This is a genomic window from Micromonospora sp. M71_S20 (genome assembly GCF_003664255.1).
In the GTDB taxonomy this organism is placed as follows: domain Bacteria; phylum Actinomycetota; class Actinomycetes; order Mycobacteriales; family Micromonosporaceae; genus Micromonospora.
The window spans coordinates 976,704-997,164 of sequence record NZ_RCCV01000001.1 but is presented as its reverse complement, the minus strand read 5'-3'; the positions used below and the strand labels follow the sequence as shown (position 1 = coordinate 997,164).

Annotated in this window: 14 protein-coding genes; 10 read left to right on the top strand and 4 right to left on the bottom strand. The window is 73.2% G+C overall.

Annotated elements, in window-relative coordinates; translation table 11 throughout:
- The first annotated feature begins 180 nt into the window (after positions 1-180).
- Both DER29_RS04605 and DER29_RS04600 read left to right on the top strand, forming a co-directional pair.
- On the top strand, positions 181-2,433 hold the full coding sequence (locus DER29_RS04605) for a bifunctional diguanylate cyclase/phosphodiesterase (protein WP_233599636.1): 2,253 nt from the start codon (positions 181-183) through the stop codon (positions 2,431-2,433).
- A 72-nt stretch (positions 2,434-2,505) separates the two neighbouring features.
- Positions 2,506-3,333, top strand: a complete 828-nt coding sequence (locus DER29_RS04600; RefSeq protein WP_121396181.1) for a MerR family transcriptional regulator — start codon at positions 2,506-2,508, stop codon at positions 3,331-3,333.
- Positions 3,334-3,343: 10 nt separating this feature from the next.
- On the opposite strand, the gene DER29_RS04595 is transcribed toward DER29_RS04600, so the two are convergent.
- The gene (locus DER29_RS04595) at positions 3,344-4,363 is read right to left on the bottom strand and encodes a LacI family DNA-binding transcriptional regulator (protein WP_121396180.1); all 1,020 of its coding nucleotides are present in this window, start codon (positions 4,361-4,363) and stop codon (positions 3,344-3,346) included.
- A 375-nt stretch (positions 4,364-4,738) separates the two neighbouring features.
- Between DER29_RS04595 and DER29_RS04590 the strand changes: the two genes are divergently transcribed.
- The 4 genes from DER29_RS04590 (at position 4,739) to DER29_RS04575 (ending at position 10,446) form a co-directional block, all read left to right on the top strand.
- A complete protein-coding gene (locus DER29_RS04590; RefSeq protein WP_121396179.1) occupies positions 4,739-6,028 on the top strand; it encodes an extracellular solute-binding protein in 1,290 nt (429 codons plus the stop codon).
- A 70-nt stretch (positions 6,029-6,098) separates the two neighbouring features.
- Complete coding sequence (locus tag DER29_RS04585; protein ID WP_121396178.1) at positions 6,099-7,115, top strand: carbohydrate ABC transporter permease; 1,017 nt, start codon at positions 6,099-6,101, stop codon at positions 7,113-7,115.
- Between the two features lie 50 nt (positions 7,116-7,165).
- Positions 7,166-7,999: a carbohydrate ABC transporter permease gene (locus DER29_RS04580; RefSeq protein WP_121399002.1), complete on the top strand. Its 834-nt coding sequence runs from the start codon at positions 7,166-7,168 to the stop codon at positions 7,997-7,999.
- The gene (locus DER29_RS04575; protein ID WP_121396177.1) at positions 7,996-10,446 is read left to right on the top strand and encodes a glycoside hydrolase family 2 protein; all 2,451 of its coding nucleotides are present in this window, start codon (positions 7,996-7,998) and stop codon (positions 10,444-10,446) included. Before DER29_RS04580 ends, DER29_RS04575 begins: the two co-directional genes overlap by 4 nt.
- A 91-nt stretch (positions 10,447-10,537) precedes the next feature.
- Here the strand turns inward: DER29_RS04575 and DER29_RS04570 are convergent, their stop codons facing one another.
- A complete protein-coding gene (locus DER29_RS04570; RefSeq protein ID WP_121396176.1) occupies positions 10,538-11,914 on the bottom strand; it encodes a stress response protein in 1,377 nt (458 codons plus the stop codon).
- A 419-nt stretch (positions 11,915-12,333) separates the two neighbouring features.
- Here DER29_RS04570 and DER29_RS04565 point away from each other — a divergent pair, with 419 nt between their 5' ends.
- The 3 genes from DER29_RS04565 (at position 12,334) to DER29_RS04555 (ending at position 15,163) form a co-directional block, all read left to right on the top strand.
- Positions 12,334-12,870 carry a hypothetical protein gene (locus DER29_RS04565; RefSeq protein WP_121396175.1) on the top strand — a complete coding sequence of 179 codons (537 nt, stop codon included), beginning with the start codon at positions 12,334-12,336 and terminating at the stop codon, positions 12,868-12,870.
- A 251-nt stretch (positions 12,871-13,121) separates the two neighbouring features.
- Positions 13,122-13,460, top strand: coding sequence for a helix-turn-helix transcriptional regulator (locus DER29_RS04560; RefSeq protein WP_121396174.1), 339 nt, complete (start codon positions 13,122-13,124; stop codon positions 13,458-13,460).
- Positions 13,457-15,163, top strand: coding sequence for a SulP family inorganic anion transporter (locus DER29_RS04555; RefSeq protein WP_121396173.1), 1,707 nt, complete (start codon positions 13,457-13,459; stop codon positions 15,161-15,163). The genes DER29_RS04560 and DER29_RS04555 overlap by 4 nt, the downstream gene beginning before the upstream one ends.
- Positions 15,164-15,178: 15 nt before the next feature.
- On the opposite strand, the gene DER29_RS04550 is transcribed toward DER29_RS04555, so the two are convergent.
- The gene (locus DER29_RS04550; RefSeq protein WP_158618963.1) at positions 15,179-15,748 is read right to left on the bottom strand and encodes a DUF4303 domain-containing protein; all 570 of its coding nucleotides are present in this window, start codon (positions 15,746-15,748) and stop codon (positions 15,179-15,181) included.
- 203 nt (positions 15,749-15,951) lie between these two features.
- Complete coding sequence (ilvD, locus tag DER29_RS04545) at positions 15,952-17,799, bottom strand: dihydroxy-acid dehydratase (RefSeq protein ID WP_121399001.1); 1,848 nt, start codon at positions 17,797-17,799, stop codon at positions 15,952-15,954.
- 128 nt (positions 17,800-17,927) lie between these two features.
- Here ilvD and DER29_RS04540 point away from each other — a divergent pair, with 128 nt between their 5' ends.
- Positions 17,928-20,252, top strand: coding sequence for a putative bifunctional diguanylate cyclase/phosphodiesterase (locus DER29_RS04540; protein ID WP_370040245.1), 2,325 nt, complete (start codon positions 17,928-17,930; stop codon positions 20,250-20,252).
- Positions 20,253-20,461: the final 209 nt, after the last annotated feature.

Below are 20,461 nucleotides of genomic sequence, written 5' to 3'. Positions count from 1 at the left end.
CGGGGCGCACCGCGAGCGTCAGTGACGGGGATCACGGTCGACCCGGCGTCACCGCCTTCCTGTCCGCTCGTTGGCGACTGGTGGGCAGCGGACCAACCCCGGGTCCGGCGCCCCGCACCGTCGCACCGCCCGTGCCCCCTCACGAAGGCGACCGCCGTGCCCCTCGCGTACCCGCAACGCGTGTCCATCCCCCGCCCCGCACTGCCGGACACCCTTGTCCTCGCCGCCGTCGCGCTGCTCCTGCTCGCCGGCGCGGCCGGTCGGGTGCCCGCCCTGGCCGTCGTGGCGCTGGCCGGCGCGGCCAGCTGCGCCCTGGCGGGCGCGCGGCTCTCCCGGCTCACCGCCGCCCCGCCGCCGGCCCCCATCCCCACACAGGTCCCGACCCGGTCCCGTGCCGCCCGCCGGCGCGCGGCGCCGCCCCGCCGCGTCGCCGCGCTGCTCGACGCCGCGGTCGTGACGGCGGGGCTCACCGCCGCCGTGCTCCCGCTCGCCGAACCGGGCCAACGGTCCGCCGTCGTGGTGTCGGGGCTGGCCGCCTCCGCCGCGTTGTTCGTCGCGGGTCTGCCTCGGGTGGCGCGGCGGCCCCGCCCGTCCGCCCGGGTCCGGCTGCGCGGGGCCGTCGACGCGACCGCCGCCGGCCTGGGGCTGGTCCTCGCCGGCTGGCTGCTGCTGCCCCGTGACCCGCTCGACCCGCCGGTGCGGTTCGCCGTGGCCGTGGCCCTGGGCGGGCTCGCGCTCGCCGTGCTCCTGGTGCTGACCGGGCCGCACCGGCGTACCGGCGCGGCCCGTTGCCGGGGCGGGGCGGCGCTCACCCTGTCCGGGCTGGTGGTGCTGGCCGCGGTGCAGACGGGCACGGCCCCGGAGCGGGCGGCGCTGGTGGCCGTACCCCCGCTGGTGGGTGGGGTGCTGCTGACGGCGGCGGGGGCGCGGCGGGCGACCCGCCCGGAGCCGGACCTGCCCGCCCCGCCGACCAGGGTGTGGCCCCGGGCGGTGGTCCCGGCCGTCGCGGCCGTGGCGGCCGTCGGGTGGCAGCTCCGCGACGGCGGGCCGCCGGACCTCACCGCGGTCCTGCTCGCCCTCGCGCTGGCCCCGCCGCTGGTGCTCCGCGACCTGCTCCGGGCGGACGACCCGGCGCGGTCGACCGGCCCCGACGGCCCGCCGGTCCGGCACCGCCCGCCGGACCCGGACCGCTCCGGCGCGCCCGTGGACCGGGCCGCGCTGCTGCGGGCCCTCGCCACCCTCCGCGACGCGCCGGGCCCCGCCGGCGCGCTGCTCGTCGTCGACCTCGACGGAACCGGCCCCGCCGCCGAGGCACACCAGGGCCGCGAGGGCGTGCTGGCCGAGGCCGTCCGGCGGGCCCGCACGGTCGTCGGCCCCCGCGACCTGCTCGCCGACGTCACCGCCACCGGCTTCGCCGTGGTCACCGAGGTCGGGCCGGTGCTGGCGTACGCGCTGGGCACCCGGCTGCTCGCCGCGCTCACCGAGCCCTACGAGGTGGCCGGTGCGGTGCTGCGGCTGCGGGCCGGCATCGGGCTGGCCGAGATCGGCAACGGCGGCCCGGAGGACGTGCTGCGCCAGGCGGACCTGGCCCGGCGGCGGGCCGTGCAGCTCGGCCGGGACCGGGTCGAGTGGTACGACGCCTACCTGGAGGAGCAGCTCGTCCGCCGGCTCGACCTGGAACGGGAGCTGCCCGGGGCGGTCGCCCGGGGCGAGCTGGACCTCGTCTACCAGCCGGTGCTCGACCTGGCCGACCGGCAGCCGGTGGGCACGGAGGCGCTGCTGCGCTGGCGCAGCCCGGTGCTCGGCACGGTGCTTCCCGCCGAGTTCCTGCCGGTGGCCGAGGACCTCGACATCGTGGGCGAGCTGGGCTGCTGGGTGCTGGACCGGGCCTGCCGGCAGCTCGCCGCCTGGTCGGCGGGCAGCCGGCAGCTCTGGATGGCGGTCAACGTGACCGTCCGGGAGCTGGTCTCGCCCGACTTCGTGCCGCGCACGGCGGCCGTGCTCGACGCGTACGGGTTGTCGCCGGACCGGCTGGTGGTCGAGGTGGCGGAGCCCCGGGTGGGCGCCGAGCTGCCGACCGTGGTGGCCCGGCTGGCCGGGCTGCGTTCGCTGGGCGTGCGCACCGCGCTGGACGACTTCCGGGCCGAGCACGCCTCGCTGGCGCAGCTGCGCCGGTTGCCGATCGACCTGCTCAAGGTCGGCCCGCAGCTGGTGGACCCGGCGGACCCGCAGCGCCCGCTGATCGACGTGGTGGTGAACGTGGGGGACCGCCTGGGTCTGGACATCGTGGCCGAGGAACTGGAGTCGGCCAACCTGGTCGAGGGCGCGCGGCGGGCCGGCTGCCGGTACGGGCAGGGCTTCGCGCTGGCCCGCCCGGCCACCGCGGAGCGGGTCGAGGCGTACTTCGAGGAGTTCCCCTCGGCCTCGCGCTGACCGGGCGGCCCACGGGCCCCGCCCCGCCTGGTTGACTCTGACACCGTGTGAGGGCCGAACGTGTGAGGGGCCATGTTCACCATCGGAGACTTCGCCAGGCTGGGCCGCGTGTCGGTCCGCATGCTGCGCCACTACGACGGCATCGGGCTGCTCCGCCCGGCCGCCGTCGACCCGCACACCGGGTACCGGTCCTACCGGGCCGAGCAGCTGCACCGGCTCAACCGGGTGATCGCCCTCAAGGAACTGGGGCTCACCCTCGGACAGGTGCAGGCGATCCTCGACGACGCCGTCGAGGTCGCCGAGTTGCGCGGCATGCTGCGGCTGCGCCGGTCCCAACTGGAGGCCCAGATGGCGGCCGACACCGCCCGGCTGGCCGGGGTCGAGGCGAGGCTCCGCATGATCGAGACGGAGGGTCGGATGACCAGCCAGGACGTCGTACTCAAGGAACTCCCCGCGGTCCGGGTGGCGGAGCTGACCGGGGTTGCCCGCAGCTACGAGGTTCCGGACATCTCCACGGTGATCCAGCCGCTCTACCCGGAGCTGTTCCGGCGCCTCGGCGCGGCGGGTGTCGCGCCCTCGGGCCCGGCGCTGGCCTGGTACGAGCCGGCGGGGGAGGGCGAGGCCGTGGTGGTGCACGCCGGGGTGACGGTGGCCGCCGACCCCGCGGCGGCCCGGGACTTCGCGGTCGTCGACCTGCCCCCGGTGCCCGCCGCCGCGACGATCATCCACCACGGGTCGATGGACGAGGTGGAGGGCAGCGTGCAGGCGCTCGCCGCCTGGATCGAGGCGAACGGCTGGCGGGCCGACGGGTACGCCCGCGAGCTGTACCTGGACTACTCCCCGGACGAGCCGGAGAAGGGCGTCACCGAGCTCCAGTTGCCGGTGACGAAGGCCAGGTGACTCAGCCGGTTCAGCCGGCGCGCGGCGGCGCCGTGCTGCCCCGGGGGGTCAGGTGGGCCGTCTCGTCCTGGACGCGGCTGGCCGGTGCGCCGCCGATCACCGCGAGCAACTGCCGGGCGGCGTGCGCGCCGTACGCCGGGATGTCCCGGCCGAGCGCGGTCAGCGGCGGGTGCACCAGCTGGCAGAGCGGCGAGTCGTCCCACGCCACGATGGACACCTCGCCCGGCACGGCGAGGCCCATCTCCTGGGCCACCGACAGCCCCGCTATGGCCATCACGTCGTTGTCGTAGATCACGGCGGTGGGGCGGGCGGCCGAGCTGAGCAGCCGCCGGGTGGCGCGGGCGCCCTCCTCGCCGGTGTAGTCCGACGGCACGGTGACCGCGTCGGCCAGGCCGAGCCGGCGGCACACCTGGGTGAACGCCTCGGTGCGGATCTCGGTGTGCAGCAGGGCGGGCAGCCCGCCGACGCGGGCGATGCGGCGGTGGCCGAGGGCGACCAGGTACTCCACGGTCTCCACCAGCGCCGCCGCGTCGTCGGACCAGACGCTGGCGAGCCCGCCGGTGCCGCCCGGGCCGCCGATCACCACGGCGGGCAGGCCCAGCTCCTCCAGCACCGGCACCCGGCGGTCGTCGGCGCGCAGGTCGCAGACGAGGACGCCGTCGACACGGCGCTCGCCCCACCACCGGCGGTAGACCGCGACCTCCGCGTCCTGGTCGGCCACCACCTGGAGGGTGAGGGCGTACGACCGGGCGGAGAGTTCGGCCTCGACGCCGCTGATCAGCTCCATGAAGAACGGCTCGATGCCGAGCGTGCGGGCCGGGCGGCACAGGGTCAGGCCGACCGCGTCGGCGGTGGCCCCGGAGAGGGAGCGGGCGGCGCGGCTCGGGTTGAAGCCGATCTCGGCGGCGATGGCGAGGATCCGCTGCCGGGTGGCCTCGGAGACCCCGGGCTGGCCGTTCAGCGCGTAGGAGACCGCCCCCTTGGACACCCCGGCGCGGCGGGCGACGTCGGCGATCGTGGGCCGCTTCACCGGCGTACTCCTCCACTCTCCCGCCCGGGCGGGTGTCACCACGAGGCCGGGGCGACCGGCGGCGGTCCACGCTACTGCACCGTTCCCACAGCGGGCTGGCGCGACCGGGGCGCGCCGCCGGGCCGGTCGCCGACTTTCCCGGTTAAGTGATCGTGAGGTGGCTCGGACCGTGCCGCTGGCGCGCGTCCCAGGTCTTTCACCGAAATGGTTCCACCTCCCATGATCGCGCTCCCACGTCGGTGCAGATTACCGCGAGATGCCTGCGGTGACTGCCCGTTGACACTGCCGAAACCGGACCGTACGGTGGCGGAACTTATCCGGTTCAGTCAACGGCTCTCGATGTCGGGAGCGATCCCATCTGGCGCGGAGGATGACATGAGACGGTCCTTGACGCACTGGGCCAGGGCGGCCGCCGTCGGCGCGGTCGGCCTGGTCATGGTCGCGGCGTGCAGCGGCAACAGCGGGGGTGGCGGCGACTCCCAGGCGGGCGGCCCGGTCACCCTCAAAATCAACTTCTGGGGCGACTTCGGGCTCGACGAGCTCAAGACGAAGTACGAGGACGCGAACCCGAACGTCAAGATCAGCCTGAACACCGGCGAGTACAACGCCCAGCACGAGGACCTGCAGAAGAAGCTCGTCGCCGGCTCCGGCGCGCCGGACATCGCCGCCGTCGACGAGGGCTTCGTGGTCCAGTTCCGCGGCCAGGCCGACAAGTTCGTCAACCTGCTCGACAAGGGCGCCGGCACGTACGAGCAGAAGTACCTGCCGTGGAAGTGGAAGCAGACCCTGACGCCCGACGGCAAGGCCCAGATCGGCCTCGGCACCGACGTCGGCGGCCTGGCCATGTGCTACCGCACCGACCTGTTCGCCGCAGCCGGCCTGCCCACCGCACGCGACCAGGTCTCCGCGCTCTGGCCCACCTGGGACAGGTTCATCGAGGTCGGCCAGCAGTACACGGCACGCAGCGGCAAGAAGTTCATCGACGCCGGCACCAACGTCTTCAACCCCGTCCTCGGGCAGCAGCCGGTCGGCTTCTACGACGAGAGCGAGGCGCTGAAGATGGACGGCGGCCCGAAGGTCGCGTTCGACGTGGCGGCCCGGACCATCGCCGCCGACCTCTCGGCCAACCTCACCGCGTTCTCCCCCGAGTGGAACAGCGGCTTCGTCAAGGGCAACTTCGCCGTGCTCGCCTGCCCGGCCTGGATGCAGGGGCACATCAAGAACACCGCCCCCGGCACCAGCGGCAAGTGGGACGTGGCCGCCATCCCCGGCGGGGGCGGCAACTGGGGCGGCTCGTTCCTGACCATCCCCAAGCAGGGCAGGAACGTCGACGAGGCGTACAGGTTCGTCGAGTGGCTGATCCAGCCCGAGCAGCAGATCGAGATCTTCAAGAAGGTCGGCAACCTGCCCTCCCAGCCGGCGCTCTACCAGGACCCGGCGATCAGGGACTTCACCAACCCCTTCTTCAGCGACGCCCCGGTCGGCCAGATCTTCTCCAGGACGGCGGAGAACCTGACCCCCCAGTACCTCGGCCGCCGGAACGGCCCGACCCGGGTGGCGGTGGAGAACGTGCTGAACCGGCTGGCCACCGGAAACCTGAAGGGCAAGCCCGACCAGGCGTGGACCGAGGCGGTCAAGGAAGCCGAGAAGGCCGCCAAGTCCTGACCGTACGCCGGTCGGGGCGGGTCGCCCCGTCCCGACCGGCCGTCCCACCCGGTCCCCTGGAGGTCCCCCGATGTCCACCACCCGCGCCGCCCCCGAGACGCCCCGGCCCGGCCGGGACTCCGGCGCGACGGCCAGCCGCCGCGACCGCCCCTACGAGCCCGGCCCCTGGCGGACCCGGCTGCACCGCTTCGACATGCGCTACGTGCCGTACCTGCTGATCGCCCCGTTCTTCCTGCTCTTCGCCGTCTTCGGGCTCTTCCCGATCGTCTTCAACGGCGTCGTCGCCCTGCGCCACTGGCGGCTCGACGACCCGACGCTCACCGGCTGGGCCGGGCTGGAGAACTTCCGCCGCCTGTTCACCGACGACGACTTCTTCAACGCGCTCTCCAACACCTTCGGCATCTTCCTGCTCTCCACCGTGCCGCAGCTGCTGCTGGCGCTGGTCGTCGCGTCGCTGCTGAACCGGAAGCTGCGGGCCCAGACCTGGTTCCGGGTCGGGGTGCTGCTGCCGTACATCACCCCGGTGACGGCCTCCACGCTGATCTTCTCCGTGGTCTTCGCCCGGGACACCGGCATCGCCAACTGGGCGCTGTCGCTGCTCGGGATCGGCGAGACCGCGCCGATCGACTGGCGCTCCGCCAAGTGGTCCTCGTGGATCGCCATCGCCACCATGGTCAACTGGAAGTGGATCGGCTACAACGCGCTGCTCTACCTGGCTGCCATGCAGTCCATCCCGCGCGACGTCTACGAGGCCGCCGCCGTCGACGGCGCCGGGCCGTGGCGCCAGCTGTGGCGGATCACCGTGCCGATGATCCGGCCGGTGGTCATCTTCACCGTCGTGCTCTCGACCATCGGCGGCCTGCAACTGTTCACCGAGCCGATGCTCTTCGACGCCAACCCGGCCCTGGGTCTCGGCGGCGACGACGGTCAGTGGCAGACCGTCGCGCAGCTCATCTACAAGGTCGGCTGGCGGGACCTCAACCTCGGCTACGCCGCCGCCATGTCCTGGGCCCTCTTCCTGGTCATCCTGCTCGTCGCGGCGATCAACGCCCTGATCACCAACCGCCTGGGAGGGGGTCGAAAGTGAAGGTTTCGAACTCCCGGCGGGCGGCGCTGGCGGGCCGGGCGCCGCAGCACATGCCCGGCAGCGTCTGGACCTACCTGTTCCTGAGCGTCGTGATCGCGTTCTCGGCGTTCCCGCTCTACTGGATGTTCGTCATCGCCACGAACACCGACGAGGCGCTGGCGAAGATCCCGCCCCAGGTGCTGCCCGGCGGTCAGCTGGTCACCAACCTGCGGGAGGTCTTCTCCATGCAGGACGTGTTCTTCCTCCAGTCGCTCGGCAACAGCGTGATCGTGTCGTCGGTGGTGACGGCGTCGGTGCTCTTCTTCTGCTCGCTGGCCGGCTTCGCCTTCGCCAAGCTGCGGTTCAAGGGGCGCAACGCGCTGATGGTCATGGTCGTCCTGACCATGACCGTGCCGAACCAGCTCGGTGTCGTCGCGCTCTACATCCTGATGGGCCGGATGCCCGGCGAGGGCGGCTGGAACGGCACCCTCCTGGCGGTGATCGTGCCCGGCCTGGTCACCGCGTTCGGCGTCTTCTACATGCGGCAGTTCATCCTCGACGCGGTCCCCGACGAGCTGGTCGAGGCCGCGCGGATGGACGGCGCGAGCACCATGCGGATCTTCTGGAGCGTGGTGGTGCCGGCGGTCCGGCCCGCCATGGCGGTGCTCGGCCTGCTGACCTTTGTCGCCACCTGGAACGAGTTCCAGTGGCCGCTGATCACCCTCGGCGGCACCGACTATCCGACCTCGATGGTCGCCCTCTCCGACCTCGCCAGCGGCAACTACGTGCTGTACCGGCGGGTGCTGGCCGGCGCCCTGGTCGCCACCCTCCCGCTGCTGGTGATGCTCTTCGTCGGCGGCCGTCAGATCGTCCGCGGAATCATGGAAGGTGCGGTGAAGTCGTGACCCGGCAAGCGTTGCACGAGGGCTGGACCCTGCGGGCGGTACCGGGACCGCAGGTGCCGCCCGCGGTCGCGGGCCGCGCGGTGCCGGCCACCGTCCCCGGCTGCGTGCACACCGACCTGCTCGCCGCCGGCCTGATCCCCGACCCGTACCTGGACGACAACGAGAAGGCGCTGGCCTGGGTCGGGCGCACCGACTGGGTCTACGAGACCACCTTCCGCCACGAGCCGGGCGACGACGAGCGGGTCGACCTGGTCTGCGCCGGCCTGGACACCGTCGCCACGCTCACCCTCAACGGCGCCGAGGTCGGCCGCGCCGAGAACATGCACCGCGGCCACCGCTTCGCCGTCCGGTCGCGGCTGGTCGCCGGGTCCAACACCCTGGCCGTACGCTTCGACTCCGCCTACCGCTACGCCGAGGCGCAGCGGGACCGGCTCGGGGACCGGCCGAACGCCTACCCGGAGCCGTTCCCGTTCATCCGCAAGATGGCCTGCAACTTCGGCTGGGACTGGGGGCCGACCCTGGTCACCGCCGGCATCTGGCAGGAGATCGGGCTGCACGCCTGGTCCGCGGCGCGGCTGGCCGTCGTGCGTCCCCTGGTGACCGTCGAGGCCGGCGACGGCCGGGTGGAGCTACACGTCGAGGTCGAGCGGGCAGGGGACGCGCCGCTGACCGTGCGGGCGAGCGTCGCCGGCACGCGGGCCGAGGCGACGATCCCGGCCGGGCAGCGCACGGCCGCGCTGACCCTCACCGTCCGCGATCCGGCGCTGTGGTGGCCGCGGGGGTACGGCGATCAGCCCCGCCACCCGCTGGAGGTGACGCTGCACGACGCCGCCGGCCGCCCGCTCGACGCCTGGTCCCGGCGGATCGGGTTCCGCTCCGTACGCCTCGACACCGCCCCCGACGCGCACGGCACCCCGTTCGCCCTGCACGTCAACGACACCCCGGTCTTCGTCCGGGGGGTCAACTGGATCCCCGACGACGCGTTCCCCACCCGGGTCACCCGCGAGCGGCTGGCGCACCGGTTCCGGCAGGCCGCCGACGCGAACGTCAACCTGCTGCGCGTCTGGGGCGGCGGCCGGTACGAGTCGGACGACTTCTACGACCTCGCCGACGAGCTGGGGCTGCTGGTGCAGCAGGACTTCCTCTTCGCCTGTGCCGCCTACCCCGAGGAGGAGCCGTTCCGCGCCGAGGTGGCCGCCGAGGCCGCCGAGCAGGTGGTCCGGCTTGCGCCGCACCCGTCGCTGGTGCTCTGGACCGGCAACAACGAGAACATCTGGGGCTGGCACGACTGGGACTGGCAGGAGCCCCTCGCGGGGCGCAGCTGGGGGCGCGGCTACTACCTGGAGCTGCTGCCCCGGATCGTGGCCGAGCTGGACCCGACGCGCCCGTACTGGCCGGGCAGCCCGTGGTCGGGCAGCGAGGAGATCCACCCCAACGACCCGGCGCACGGCACCACGCACATCTGGGACGTCTGGAACACCGACGACTACACGAAGTACCGCGAGTACGTGCCGCGCTTCGTCGCCGAGTTCGGCTACCAGGCCCCGCCCGCGTACGCGACGCTGCGCCGGGCGCTGTCGGACGAGCCCCTCGCGCCCGACTCGCCCGGCATGGCGCACCACCAGAAGGCGATCGACGGCGACGCGAAGCTCCGGCGGGGGCTCGACGCCCACCTGCCGCCACCGGCGGACTTCGACGACTGGCACTGGCTGACGCAGCTCAACCAGGCGCGGGCGATCCAGCTCGCGGTGGAGCACTTCCGCTCCCACCGGGACGTCTGCGCGGGCACGATCGTGTGGCAGCTCAACGACTGCTGGCCGGTGACCTCGTGGTCGGCCGTCGACGGCGACGGCCGCCGCAAGCCGCTGTGGTACGCGCTGCGCCGGGCGTACGCGGACCGGCTGCTGACCGTCCAGCCCCGCGCGGGCGGCCTGGCCCTGATCGGGGTCAACGACGGGGCGACCCCGTGGCGGGCGACGGCATCGGTGACCCGGCTGACCCTGACCGGCGAGCCACGGGCCAAGGTCACGCTGGAGCTGGACGTCCCCGCGTACGCCAGGATCGAGCTGGCGCTGCCGGCGGAGCTGGCGCGGCCGGACGAGGCCCGCCGCGAGCTGCTGGTGGCCGACGCGGGCGGCACGGCCGAGCGGGCGCTCTGGTTCTTCGCCGAGGACCGCGACGCCGACTGGCCGCCGGCCGGGTACGACGCTGCGGTCGAGTCGGTCGACGGCGGGCACCGGGTCCGGGTCACCGCCCGCACGGTCCTGCGCGACCTGACGCTCTTCCCGGACCGGCTGGACCCCGCGGCGGAGGTCGACGAGGCACTGGTCACCCTGCTACCCGGCGAGTCGACCACGTTCACGGTGCGCACGAACGCCCCACTGGCCCCGGCGGCCCTGACCACCCGCCCCGTCCTGCGCCACGTCAGCGACACCGTCGCCGACTGACGGTCGACGACGGAGATCTTGGCAAGAAACGGCCCCTGGAGGGGCCGTTCCGTACCAAGATCTCCGTCGTGCTGTCAGGGGCGACGGCTCGTCACCCTCGCTGGTTCTCTGATCGCGGTTCCCGGCCGAAGTCGGGGGTGTCCTGGGACGAGATGGCGGTGGAAATCAAGCTGGCGGCCACGGGCTCCGCCTGCTCAACCTCTTCCGGGGCGCGCAGGCGCGGTGGCGTCGGCATCCAAGGCTTGAGGTTCTGGATGACCTGTTCGTAGAAGTCGTCGATGGCGTTCAGCACCGAGTCGATGAACGCGCCTCGGCCAGTACCGCGTTTGGTGCCGGATGCGGTGGACCGGGCCACGCGGAAGGTGCGCAGCTCGCGGGTGGGGTCCATGATCAGAACGGTCGGGTCAGTACGCACCTCGCGGAGCAGTTCGGTGGCGCCGCCTCCGCGAGAGTGCATGACGAAGGCCTCGATCCGTGTCGTATCGGGTGCGTCCTTCAACTGGCGTACGAGCCAGTTGACCCGAGTCGTCGGCCGACCCGCACGTGGGGCGTCGACGTCAACGTGGCAAATGATCTGCCCTGCGCGAAGGTCTGCTGACACGTGGAGCGAGCCCACCGAGCCGGGAATCTTGATGCCACCGGTCAGGGTCCCGGTCGAGGCCAACTGGCCGACAAGCGACTGCGTCCGCGCGTTCGGGTCCGCAACGTCCCTCCGGCTCAGGGCGGGCGTCACCTCGGTGCCGAGGCGTCTGCCCAGCCGCAGGCAGGCGTATCGGATCAGGGCATCGAACCGGCCCGCGATCTCGGCCGCGCCGCTGTCGGTGGCGCGGAGGGTGCCGGTGGAGACGCCCTCGCGCACCTGAACCCAAGCGGGCCCCATGTCACTGAACTCCATCGCGCCTGAGCGCGGGTGCTCCAGGTACCGGATCAGCTCCCCGAGGACCCACGCCTGGTCAGGGTCGGCGACACCCCGGTATTCCTTCTGAATGACGGCGTGCGTGAGGATCTCGGTCCACGGCAGATGGTGCAGTGCGACCTTCCTCAACTTGCGTCGGTCAACCGGCGTCGGATGTTGGCCAGCGACAGGTGCTATCTCATTGGAAATGGTGATCAAGGCGTCGAAGCCTTGCTCGCGAGCCACATCCAGGTAGGCCTCAAGCTGTTCGGTCTTCAGCGTGTTGTTGCCGGTCTTCACCTCGACCAGTGCGGTCCATTGCCGTTGGCCCCGACTGACGCGAATCAAGCCGTCCGGGAACAGTTGCTGGGTGCCGAGCTTGAAGGGCACCTCGATGAAGGTCTGCACTGTCCCGGCTGGAGCGCCGACCGACTGTGTGATCACCCGGCCGAACTCGCGCACCGCGCTCATGACCGCAAGCAGGGCGGAAGTTGCTCGGCGCTCCTGCTCCTCAGCCCCATTGATGCCTGACGTAGGAATCAAGCGAGCGGTAAGCCAGGTTTCCTCAGACATGCACGAACTCCTCGTAGCGGTGGTGTACGAGAAGCTACCTGCTATTTGTTCGGATACCGGTCGGACCGGCTGCCCTTCCGCACACGAAGATCCGACCGCGTAGGAGGTCCTTTCGTCTGTTGGCTATGCGTCTTTGTCTGGCGGTTGGTCAACCCCTCAGCGGTATGGACCTTTGTGGAAGTAATCCGTGCCGGATGTCAGCCAGGTGACTGCTCGAGATGCTGTCGTCGTGCCATGGCGGCGGGGCTCGGTCGCTGAGGTTGGCGCTCACCTCAGGTGCCCGAGGGGAGTCGGCCCGAGCATCCCCGAGCAGCTCACCGCCCCCGGTGGCAGACGGTCCGCTCCTCGGGGCGAGGATTAACCAAGATCGGGTGGCCGCTGCGGCGAGAGCCCGACGCCGCATCACCCAGGGGAGAACCATGATCGCGGAACACGTTCGTGACGCGTCGGGCACGGCGGTGGTGTTCGGCTTCTTCGCGTCCAGCTGGTTCGGCTGGGCCCAGGAGGCGCCGCCCAGGAGTTGGCGACCGTTCCTCGGCGTCGGATCGGTGCTGTCGCTGCTCACCGCGGTCGCCGGCGGGACCATCACCTGGCGGCGCTGGTCCGAAGCGACGGCCTTCGACGCCGACACCAGCCGCGCCTTCGGCGTCGTCGTGGGCATCGAGTTCGGCATCGCCGCACTCGGTGCCGGGCTGCTCGCCCTGCGGCGCCGACGGGACCTGATCCCGGTCTGGGTCGCCCTCGTGGTGGGGGTGCACCTGTTCCCAGTCGCGGCGCTGCTCGACTATCCGCTGATCCACGTGGTCGCCGCCCTGGTGACGGCGGTGGCGCTGGCGGCGGCCCCGGTGGCCCGGGCCCGCACCGTCGCGGCGAGCGCGGTGGTCGGCGTCGGCACCGGCGCGGTGCTGCTCGCCGCCGCGGTGTCGTCGCTGGCCATCGCCCTAGTCGCGTACTGAGGGGGCGGCCCTGCCGCGTGTGCAGCGGTAGCCGGGCCGTCTGACGCCCACGCCGGCACGCGCCGGTGGCCGCCAGAGCCGGTCGCCCGTCGGCTGCGGTCGTCGCGGTGAGGGGCGGGCTCGGCCCCGGGCGGACACGATCGGAAGCACCTCGGCGCGGACCACGTCGCCGTCCACGCCGCGACACGAGTTGAAGAATTCTGCAAGTGCTAAAGTCGGCAACGATATGACGTGGCGCGACGGAGGCTGACGTGTCGGTACCGCTCTACCAGGCCAAGGCGGAGCTGTTCCGCACCCTCGGCCACCCCGTCCGGATCCGGGTGCTGGAGCTGCTCCAGGACGGGCCGAAGCCGGTCCGCGACCTGCTGGCGGCGATCGACGTCGAGGCGTCCAACCTGTCGCAGCAGCTCGCGGTGCTGCGCCGGGCCGGCATGGTCACCTCCCGCCGGGAGGGGCCGCTGGTGATGTACGCGCTCAGCACCCCCGACGTGGCGGACCTGCTCGCCGCCGGTCGGCGCATTCTCGGCGCGGTCCTCACCGACCGGGACGCGCTGCTGGACGAGCTGCGGTCCGCCGGGACGCAGCGGTGAGCCAGGCACTCAGGCTGGGCGAGCGCTTCCTCGGGCTGCTGCCGCCGCGCGCAGACTGGCAGGCCGTCCGCCGCTCGCCCCGGCGCGACCTGCTCGCCGGGCTGACCGTGGCGGTGGTGGCGCTGCCGCTGGCCCTGGCCTTCGGCGTCACCTCCGGCCTTGGCGCCCAGGCCGGGCTGGTGACGGCGGTGGTGGCCGGCGCCGTCGCCGCCGTCTTCGGCGGCTCCCACCTCCAGGTCTCCGGGCCGACCGGCGCGATGACCGTGGTGCTGGTGCCGGTGGTCCAGCAGTTCGGCCCCACCGGTGTGCTGATGGTCGGGGCGCTGGCCGGGCTCGTGCTGATCGCGCTGGCCCTCGCCCGCCTCGGCCGCTACGTCCGCTACCTCCCCGTCCCCGTGATCGAGGGCTTCACCGCCGGCATCGCGGTGGTCATCGCCCTGCAACAGGTGCCGGCGGCGCTCGGGGTGACCGACGCGCACGGCGACCGCGTCTGGGCCGTGGCCGCCGACGCGGTCGCCCGGTTCGTCGCGGACCCGCGGCCGGCACCGGTGACGATGGCCCTCGGCGTCGCGGCGGTGATGCTGCTCGGCGCCCGCTGGCGTCCCGGGTGGCCGTTCTCCCTGCTCGGGGTGGCCGTCGCGACCGTCGTGGCCGAGACCGCACCGGTCGAGCTGGCCCGCATCGGCGCACTGCCCACCGGCCTGCCCGCGCCCTCGCTGGCCTTCCTCGACCTCGACGCCGTCGGGGTCCTGCTGCCATCCGCCCTCGCGGTCGCCGCGCTGGCCGCCCTGGAGAGCCTGCTCTCGGCCACCGTGGCCGACCAGATGACCGTGGGCCAGCGCCACGACCCCGACCGCGAGCTGTTCGGTCAGGGGCTGGCCAACCTCGCCGCCCCGGCGTTCGGCGGGATCCCCGCCACCGCCGCCATCGCCCGTACGGCGGTGAACGTGCGCGCCGGCGCCAGCTCGAAGCTGGCCGCGCTCACCCACGCCGTCGCCCTCGCGGGGATCGTGCTGGCCGCCGCCCCGCTGGTCGGTCGGATCCCGCTCGCCGCTTTGGCCGGCGTCCTGCTGGCCACCACCGTCCGGATGGTCGAGGCCGGGTCGCTCTGGGCGCTGGCCCGGGCCACCCGGGGCGACGCCCTCGTGCTGGTGCTCACCTTCACGGTCACGGTGGCGCTGGACCTGGTGACCGCCGTCGCGGTCGGGGTGGGCGTGGCGATCGTGATCGCGCTGCGCGCGGTGGCCCGCACGGCCCGCGTGGAACGGGTTCCGCTCGACCCCGGCGAGCACAGCGCCGAGGAGCGGGCCCTGCTCGCCGACCACATCGTGGCCTACCGGCTGGACGGCCCGCTCTTCTTCGCCGCCGCGCACAGCTTCCTGCTCCAGCTCTCCGACGTGGCCGACGTGCGCGTGGTCATCCTGCGGATGTCGCGGGTGACCACCCTCGACGCGACCGGCGCGCACGTGCTCGGCGACGCGATCCTCCGGCTTCAGGAGCGCGGCATCACCGTGCTGCTCTCCGGCATCGCTCCCGGCCACGACCAGGTGCTCGCCACCCTCGGCGTCGCGGAGCGGCTGCGTCGCGACGGCCTGGTCTTCCCCGACACCCCGACCGCCATCCGGTACGCCCGGACCGTCGTGCTGCCGGGCGGGGAAGGCCTGACTGGTGACGCCGCTCAGGAGGCCGCCAGGGCCGGCTGAGCGGCGTCGTCACGGTCACGTCTGCTGGAAGAAGCTGCGGGCGGAAGCGACGAGGTCGGGGTTCGGGTGGCCGGTGTTGAGGAGGTCGATGCTGCGCACCGTGGGGCGTTGATCGCCGTCTGTGTCCGTGACGAACAGCACGGGGTGCCAGGCGGGATTGACAGCGGCGATGCTCGCCCGGACGCGGCGGTCACCCAGGGCGTCTTCGAGTGTCGCGCGGGCCCGCTCGCACCATTCGCCGTGAGCCTTGGCATCTTCGCCGAGAGAAAGGTGGGTGTCGAACATGTCCCGGCTGATCTGGGCCGTCGACTCGACACCCTGTTCGGGCGTCCCGTCGTCATCGGCGACAACCCACTCGTCGGGCCACCAGCGGTAGTCGTCGGCATACTCGTCGTCGACATCGACAAGCAGCCTGAGGGCTTCTTCGGTGTGCGTCGCCAAGCGGACCGTGATGACGTCGCTGTCCGTGGTGAGCGCCACCGCGTACAGCTCCTCCGTCGCACGTCGCTCCAACATCGGGCCGATCGTCGCGCAGATGTGGACGACGATCCGCTCGTGCAGTGCGGGCATGTCGACAATGGGCACCGCGTTTCTCCCCGGGGCTGAGCCCCGTCGCCGGGACGCCAGCCGCCCCGAAAAGACGCAACGTAGCATCGGCGCCACCCGCCGACGCACGCCTGCTCGCCGATCACCGAGCCACCGCGCCGATCCTGGTAGGAGAGCGCCCCTGGAGGGGCCGTTTCCTGCCAAGATCCGCCGGGGGCGGGGCGGGGCGGGGCGGGGCCGGGCTAGTCGGGCACGCGGCGGTAGGCGCCGTCGCTGGCCGAGGTCGCCATCGAGGCGTACGCGCGCAGCGCCGCGGACACCGGCCGCTGCCGGTCGACCGGGGTGTACGGCTTGTCGCGCTTCTCCTGCGCGACGCGGCGGGCCTCCAGCACGTCGGGGGCCACGTTCAGCTCGATCGACCGGCCCGGGATGTCGATGACGATCTCGTCGCCGGACTCGACGAGGGCGATCAGCCCGCCGGAGGCCGCCTCCGGTGAGACGTGCCCGATGGAGAGCCCGGAGGTGCCGCCGGAGAAGCGCCCGTCGGTGAGCAGCGCGCAGGAGCGGCCCAGGCCCCGGCCCTTCAGGAACGAGGTCGGGTAGAGCATCTCCTGCATGCCGGGGCCGCCCTTCGGCCCCTCGTAGCGGATCACCACCACGTCGCCGGCGACGATCCGCTTGTTGAGGATCGCCTCGACGGCGTCGTCCTGCGACTCGTAGACCTTGGCCGGGCCCCGGAAGGTCAGGCACTCCTCGGGCACCCCGGCGGTCTTCACCACGCAGCCCTCCGGGGCCAGGTTGCCGTGCAGGATGGCCAGCCCGCCGTCCGCGCTGTAGGCGTTGGCGAGGTCCCGCACGCAGCCCTCGGCCGCGTCGGTGTCCAGCGACGACCAGCGGTTGGTGGTGGAGAACGGCTCGGTGGTGCGCACCCCGCCCGGGGCGGCGTGGAACAGCTCGACCGCCTCCGCCGTCGCCGACCCGCCCCGGACGTCCCAGTCGGCGAGCCAGCGATCCAGGCTGGGGGAGTGCACCGCGTGCACGTCCCGGTGGAGCAGGCCGGCCCGGTCCAGTTCGCCGAGGATGGCCGGGATTCCGCCGGCCCGGTGCACGTCCTCCATGTGGTACTGCGGGGAGTTCGGGGCGACCTTGGCCAGGCAGGGCACCCGGCGGGAGACGGCGTCGATGTCCGCGACGTCGAAGTCCAGCTCGGCCTCGCGGGCGGCGGCGAGCAGGTGCAGGATCGTGTTGGTCGAGCCGCCCATCGCCACGTCCAGGGCGACCGCGTTCTCGAACGCGGCCCGGCTGGCGACGGCGCGCGGCAGCACGGAGGCGTCGTCGCCGTCGTACCACCGCTTGGCGATCTCCACGACGGTGCGGCCGGCCTCGACGAAGAGGGACCGGCGCGCGGCGTGGGTCGCCAGCGTCGAGCCGTTGCCCGGCAGCGCCAGGCCGATCGCCTCGGTGAGGCAGTTCATCGAGTTGGCGGTGAACATGCCGGAGCACGAACCGCAGGTCGGGCAGGCCGACCGCTCGATCTCGCCGAGCTGGTCGTCGGTGACGGCCTCGTTGGAGGAGGCGATCATCGCGTCGATCAGGTCGATCTTGGAGTGCACGACGCCCTCGATCGCCACGGTCTTGCCGGCCTCCATCGGCCCGCCGGAGACGAAGACGGCCGGGATGTTCAGCCGCAGGGCGGCCAGCAGCATGCCCGGAGTGATCTTGTCGCAGTTGGAGATGCAGACCAGGGCGTCGGCGCAGTGCGCGTTGACCATGTACTCCACCGCGTCGGCGATCAGCTCCCGGCTGGGCAGGGAGTAGAGCATCCCGCCGTGGCCCATGGCGATGCCGTCGTCCACGGCGATGGTGTTGAACTCGCGGCCCACCCCGCCGGCCTCCGCCACCGCCTCGGCGACCAGGCCGCCCATGTCCTTGAGGTGCACGTGACCGGGTACGAACTGGGTGAAGCTGTTGGCGATGGCGACGATCGGCTTGCCGAAGTCGTCGTCGGTCATCCCGGTGGCCCGCCACAGGGCCCGGGCGCCGGCCATCGTCCGACCGTGCGTGGAGGTCTTCGACCGCAGCTCAGGCATGCCCACCAGTGTGACACCGCCGCCGGGACGGCCGGCCGCCGTCCGCGCCGTGTCCCAAAGGATGCACACCCGGGCCCCCACGCCGCGCACGTATCCGGCACAGTTGGAACGTGCAGTTCCCCCCGGGCATGGTCGCGGTCGCGGTGCTGTGCGGGCTGGTCGCCGCGGCGGCCACCGCGCTGTCGGCCGTCGGCGTCCTGCGCCGCGCCGGTCCGCACCGGCAGGCGTACCTGCTGCTCGCCGCCGCGTCCGGGGTGGCGCTGGTCACCCTGCTGGTCGGGGTGGCCGTGGCGCTCTCCGTCGCCGGGCACGCGGGGCAGGCCCCGGACCGGCGCATGGGCTGGGCCGGCGTCGTGTCGATCGGCACGGCGGTCAGCGGGCTGATCTTCTCCGCCGGGCTGCTCCGGCTGCCCGGCGTGGCCGCCACGGCGGCGGCCACCGCCCGGCTGGCGCTCGACGGCCTGGTGATGGCGACGGCGTTCTGGTTCGTCGGTTGGGTGATCTTCTCCGAGCCCACCCGGCTGCTCGGCGACGCCACCCCGGTGGCCTGCGTGCCGATCCTGCTCGCCACGGTCAGCGCGGCCCTGACCGCCGGGCTCGCCCTGATCGTGGCCTTCCGTGCCCCGCCGCCGCGCGGTCGCGCCGCCTGGGGCGGCGCCGGGGCCACCGCCGTCACCTGCGGCGGGCTCGGCATCGCCACCGGTCTCTGCCAGGCCGGGCCGGGCATGGCGCTGGTCGGGGCGGGCGTGCTCGCCGCCGGCCTGGTCGCCGCCGCGTCGGCCGCCCGCCGGCCGGACGCGGCGGACCGGCCGGCCACCGACCTGATCCGCCGCGACGGCGCGTACGCGTTCGTCCCGATGTTCGCCATGGCCGCCTCGGCGATGTACCACCTGCTCCAGGACGGCCGGTTCGACGCGCTGGGCATCGTCGCCGGCAGCGTGGAGGGCTTCGCCCTGGTGACCCGGCAGTACCTGACGCTGCACGACGTGCGCGGCTACGCCCGGCGGCTGGCCGAGCGGGAGGCGCACTTCCGCGAGCTGGCGCACACCGACCAACTGACCGCGCTGGCCAACCGGCGGGGGCTGTTGCAGGCGCTGCACCGGTGCGCCGAGGCCGGCTCCCCCTGCGTGCTGCTCGGGCTCGACCTCGACGGCTTCAAGCACGTCAACGACATGCGCGGCCACGACGTGGGCGACGCGGTGCTGGCCGAGGTCGGCGAGCGGCTGCGCGCCAACCTGCGCCCCGGCGACGTGGCGGCCCGGCTCGGCGGCGACGAGTTCGCGGTGCTGATGCACGGCCAGCCCGCCGACGCGGACCGGGTCGCCGAGCGCCTGCTCGGCGTGCTCGGGCGCGCCTACGACCAGCCGGAGGGGCCGGTCTTCCTGTCGGTGAGCATCGGGGTGGCCGGCTGGACGGGCGAGCCCGACGTGGAGCTGCTGCTGCGCCACGCCGACCTGGCGCTGCGCTACGCCAAGCAGCGCGGCAAGAACCGGATCGAGCGCTACGACGCCGCGTACGACCAGCTGCTGCGCCGGCGTACCACGCTGGAGCACGAGTTGCGCGGCGCGATCGAGCGCGACGAGCTGCGCCTGGCGTTCCAGCCGGTGGCGTCCCTGCCCTCGGTGCGCCCGGTCGGCGCGGAGGCGCTGCTGCGCTGGCGCCACCCGGTGCTGGGCAACGTCGGCCCGGACGAGTTCATCCCGCTGGCCGAGGAGTGCGGGATGATCGCCAAGCTGGGCGCCTGGGTGCTGCACCAGGCGTGCCACCAGCTCTCCCGCTGGCTGGCCGACGGCCACGACGTCTGGGTCTCGGTCAACGTGTCCCCCCGCGAGCTGCACGCCCCGGAATACGTGGTCCAGGTCGCCGAGGCGCTGCGCGCCCACCGCGTGCCGCCGCAGCGGCTGGTGCTGGAGGTCACCGAGCACGCCGTCGCGACGGACCTGGACGAACTGATCCGGCGGCTGACGGCGCTGCGGCTGACCGGCGTCCGGATCGCGTTGGACGACTTCGGCGCCGGATACTCGTCGCTCGGCCAGCTGCGCCGCCTGCCGATCGACATCCTCAAGATCGACCACGGCCTGGTCGCGGAGCACGAGCCGGTGCGGCCGGTGGGCAGGGACGGCCCGGCGTTCGCGCCGATGGTCGACATCGTCATGCGACTCGGTCACCAGCTCGGTTTGGAGGTCATCGCCGAGGGGGTGACCACGCCGACGGAGCTGGCCGCTGTGGTCGCCGCCGGCTGCCGGTTCGGCCAGGGAGCGCTCTTCGGCTGGGGCGTGCCGGCCGAGCACCTGGAAGCCATGCTGGAGGCGGCCACGTCCCCGGGGGCCCGCCCGGCCCAGGCCCCGGCGCCGGCCGGCTCGCCCGCGTCGCCGCCGCCCCGGCGGCTGCCGACGCTGCCCGCCCCACGCCCCTCCGAGCACAGGTCCGCGCAGGTGGAGCGGGGTTCCTAGCGTCCCGGACGGGTGAAATCCGACGCTCCGTCAACCAACATGTGGGATCAGTTGACTCATCGCGTGAGATGCGTCAGGCTTGCCGCATGTCGTCGTACCGGTCGCTGCGAGTACTTACCTGAGCGCACTCTCCATGTCGAGAGTGCGCTGGCCCCGTGCATCCTGCACGAGGGCTTTTTTGTTGCCGTCGGACCCATCGACGCCGGGCG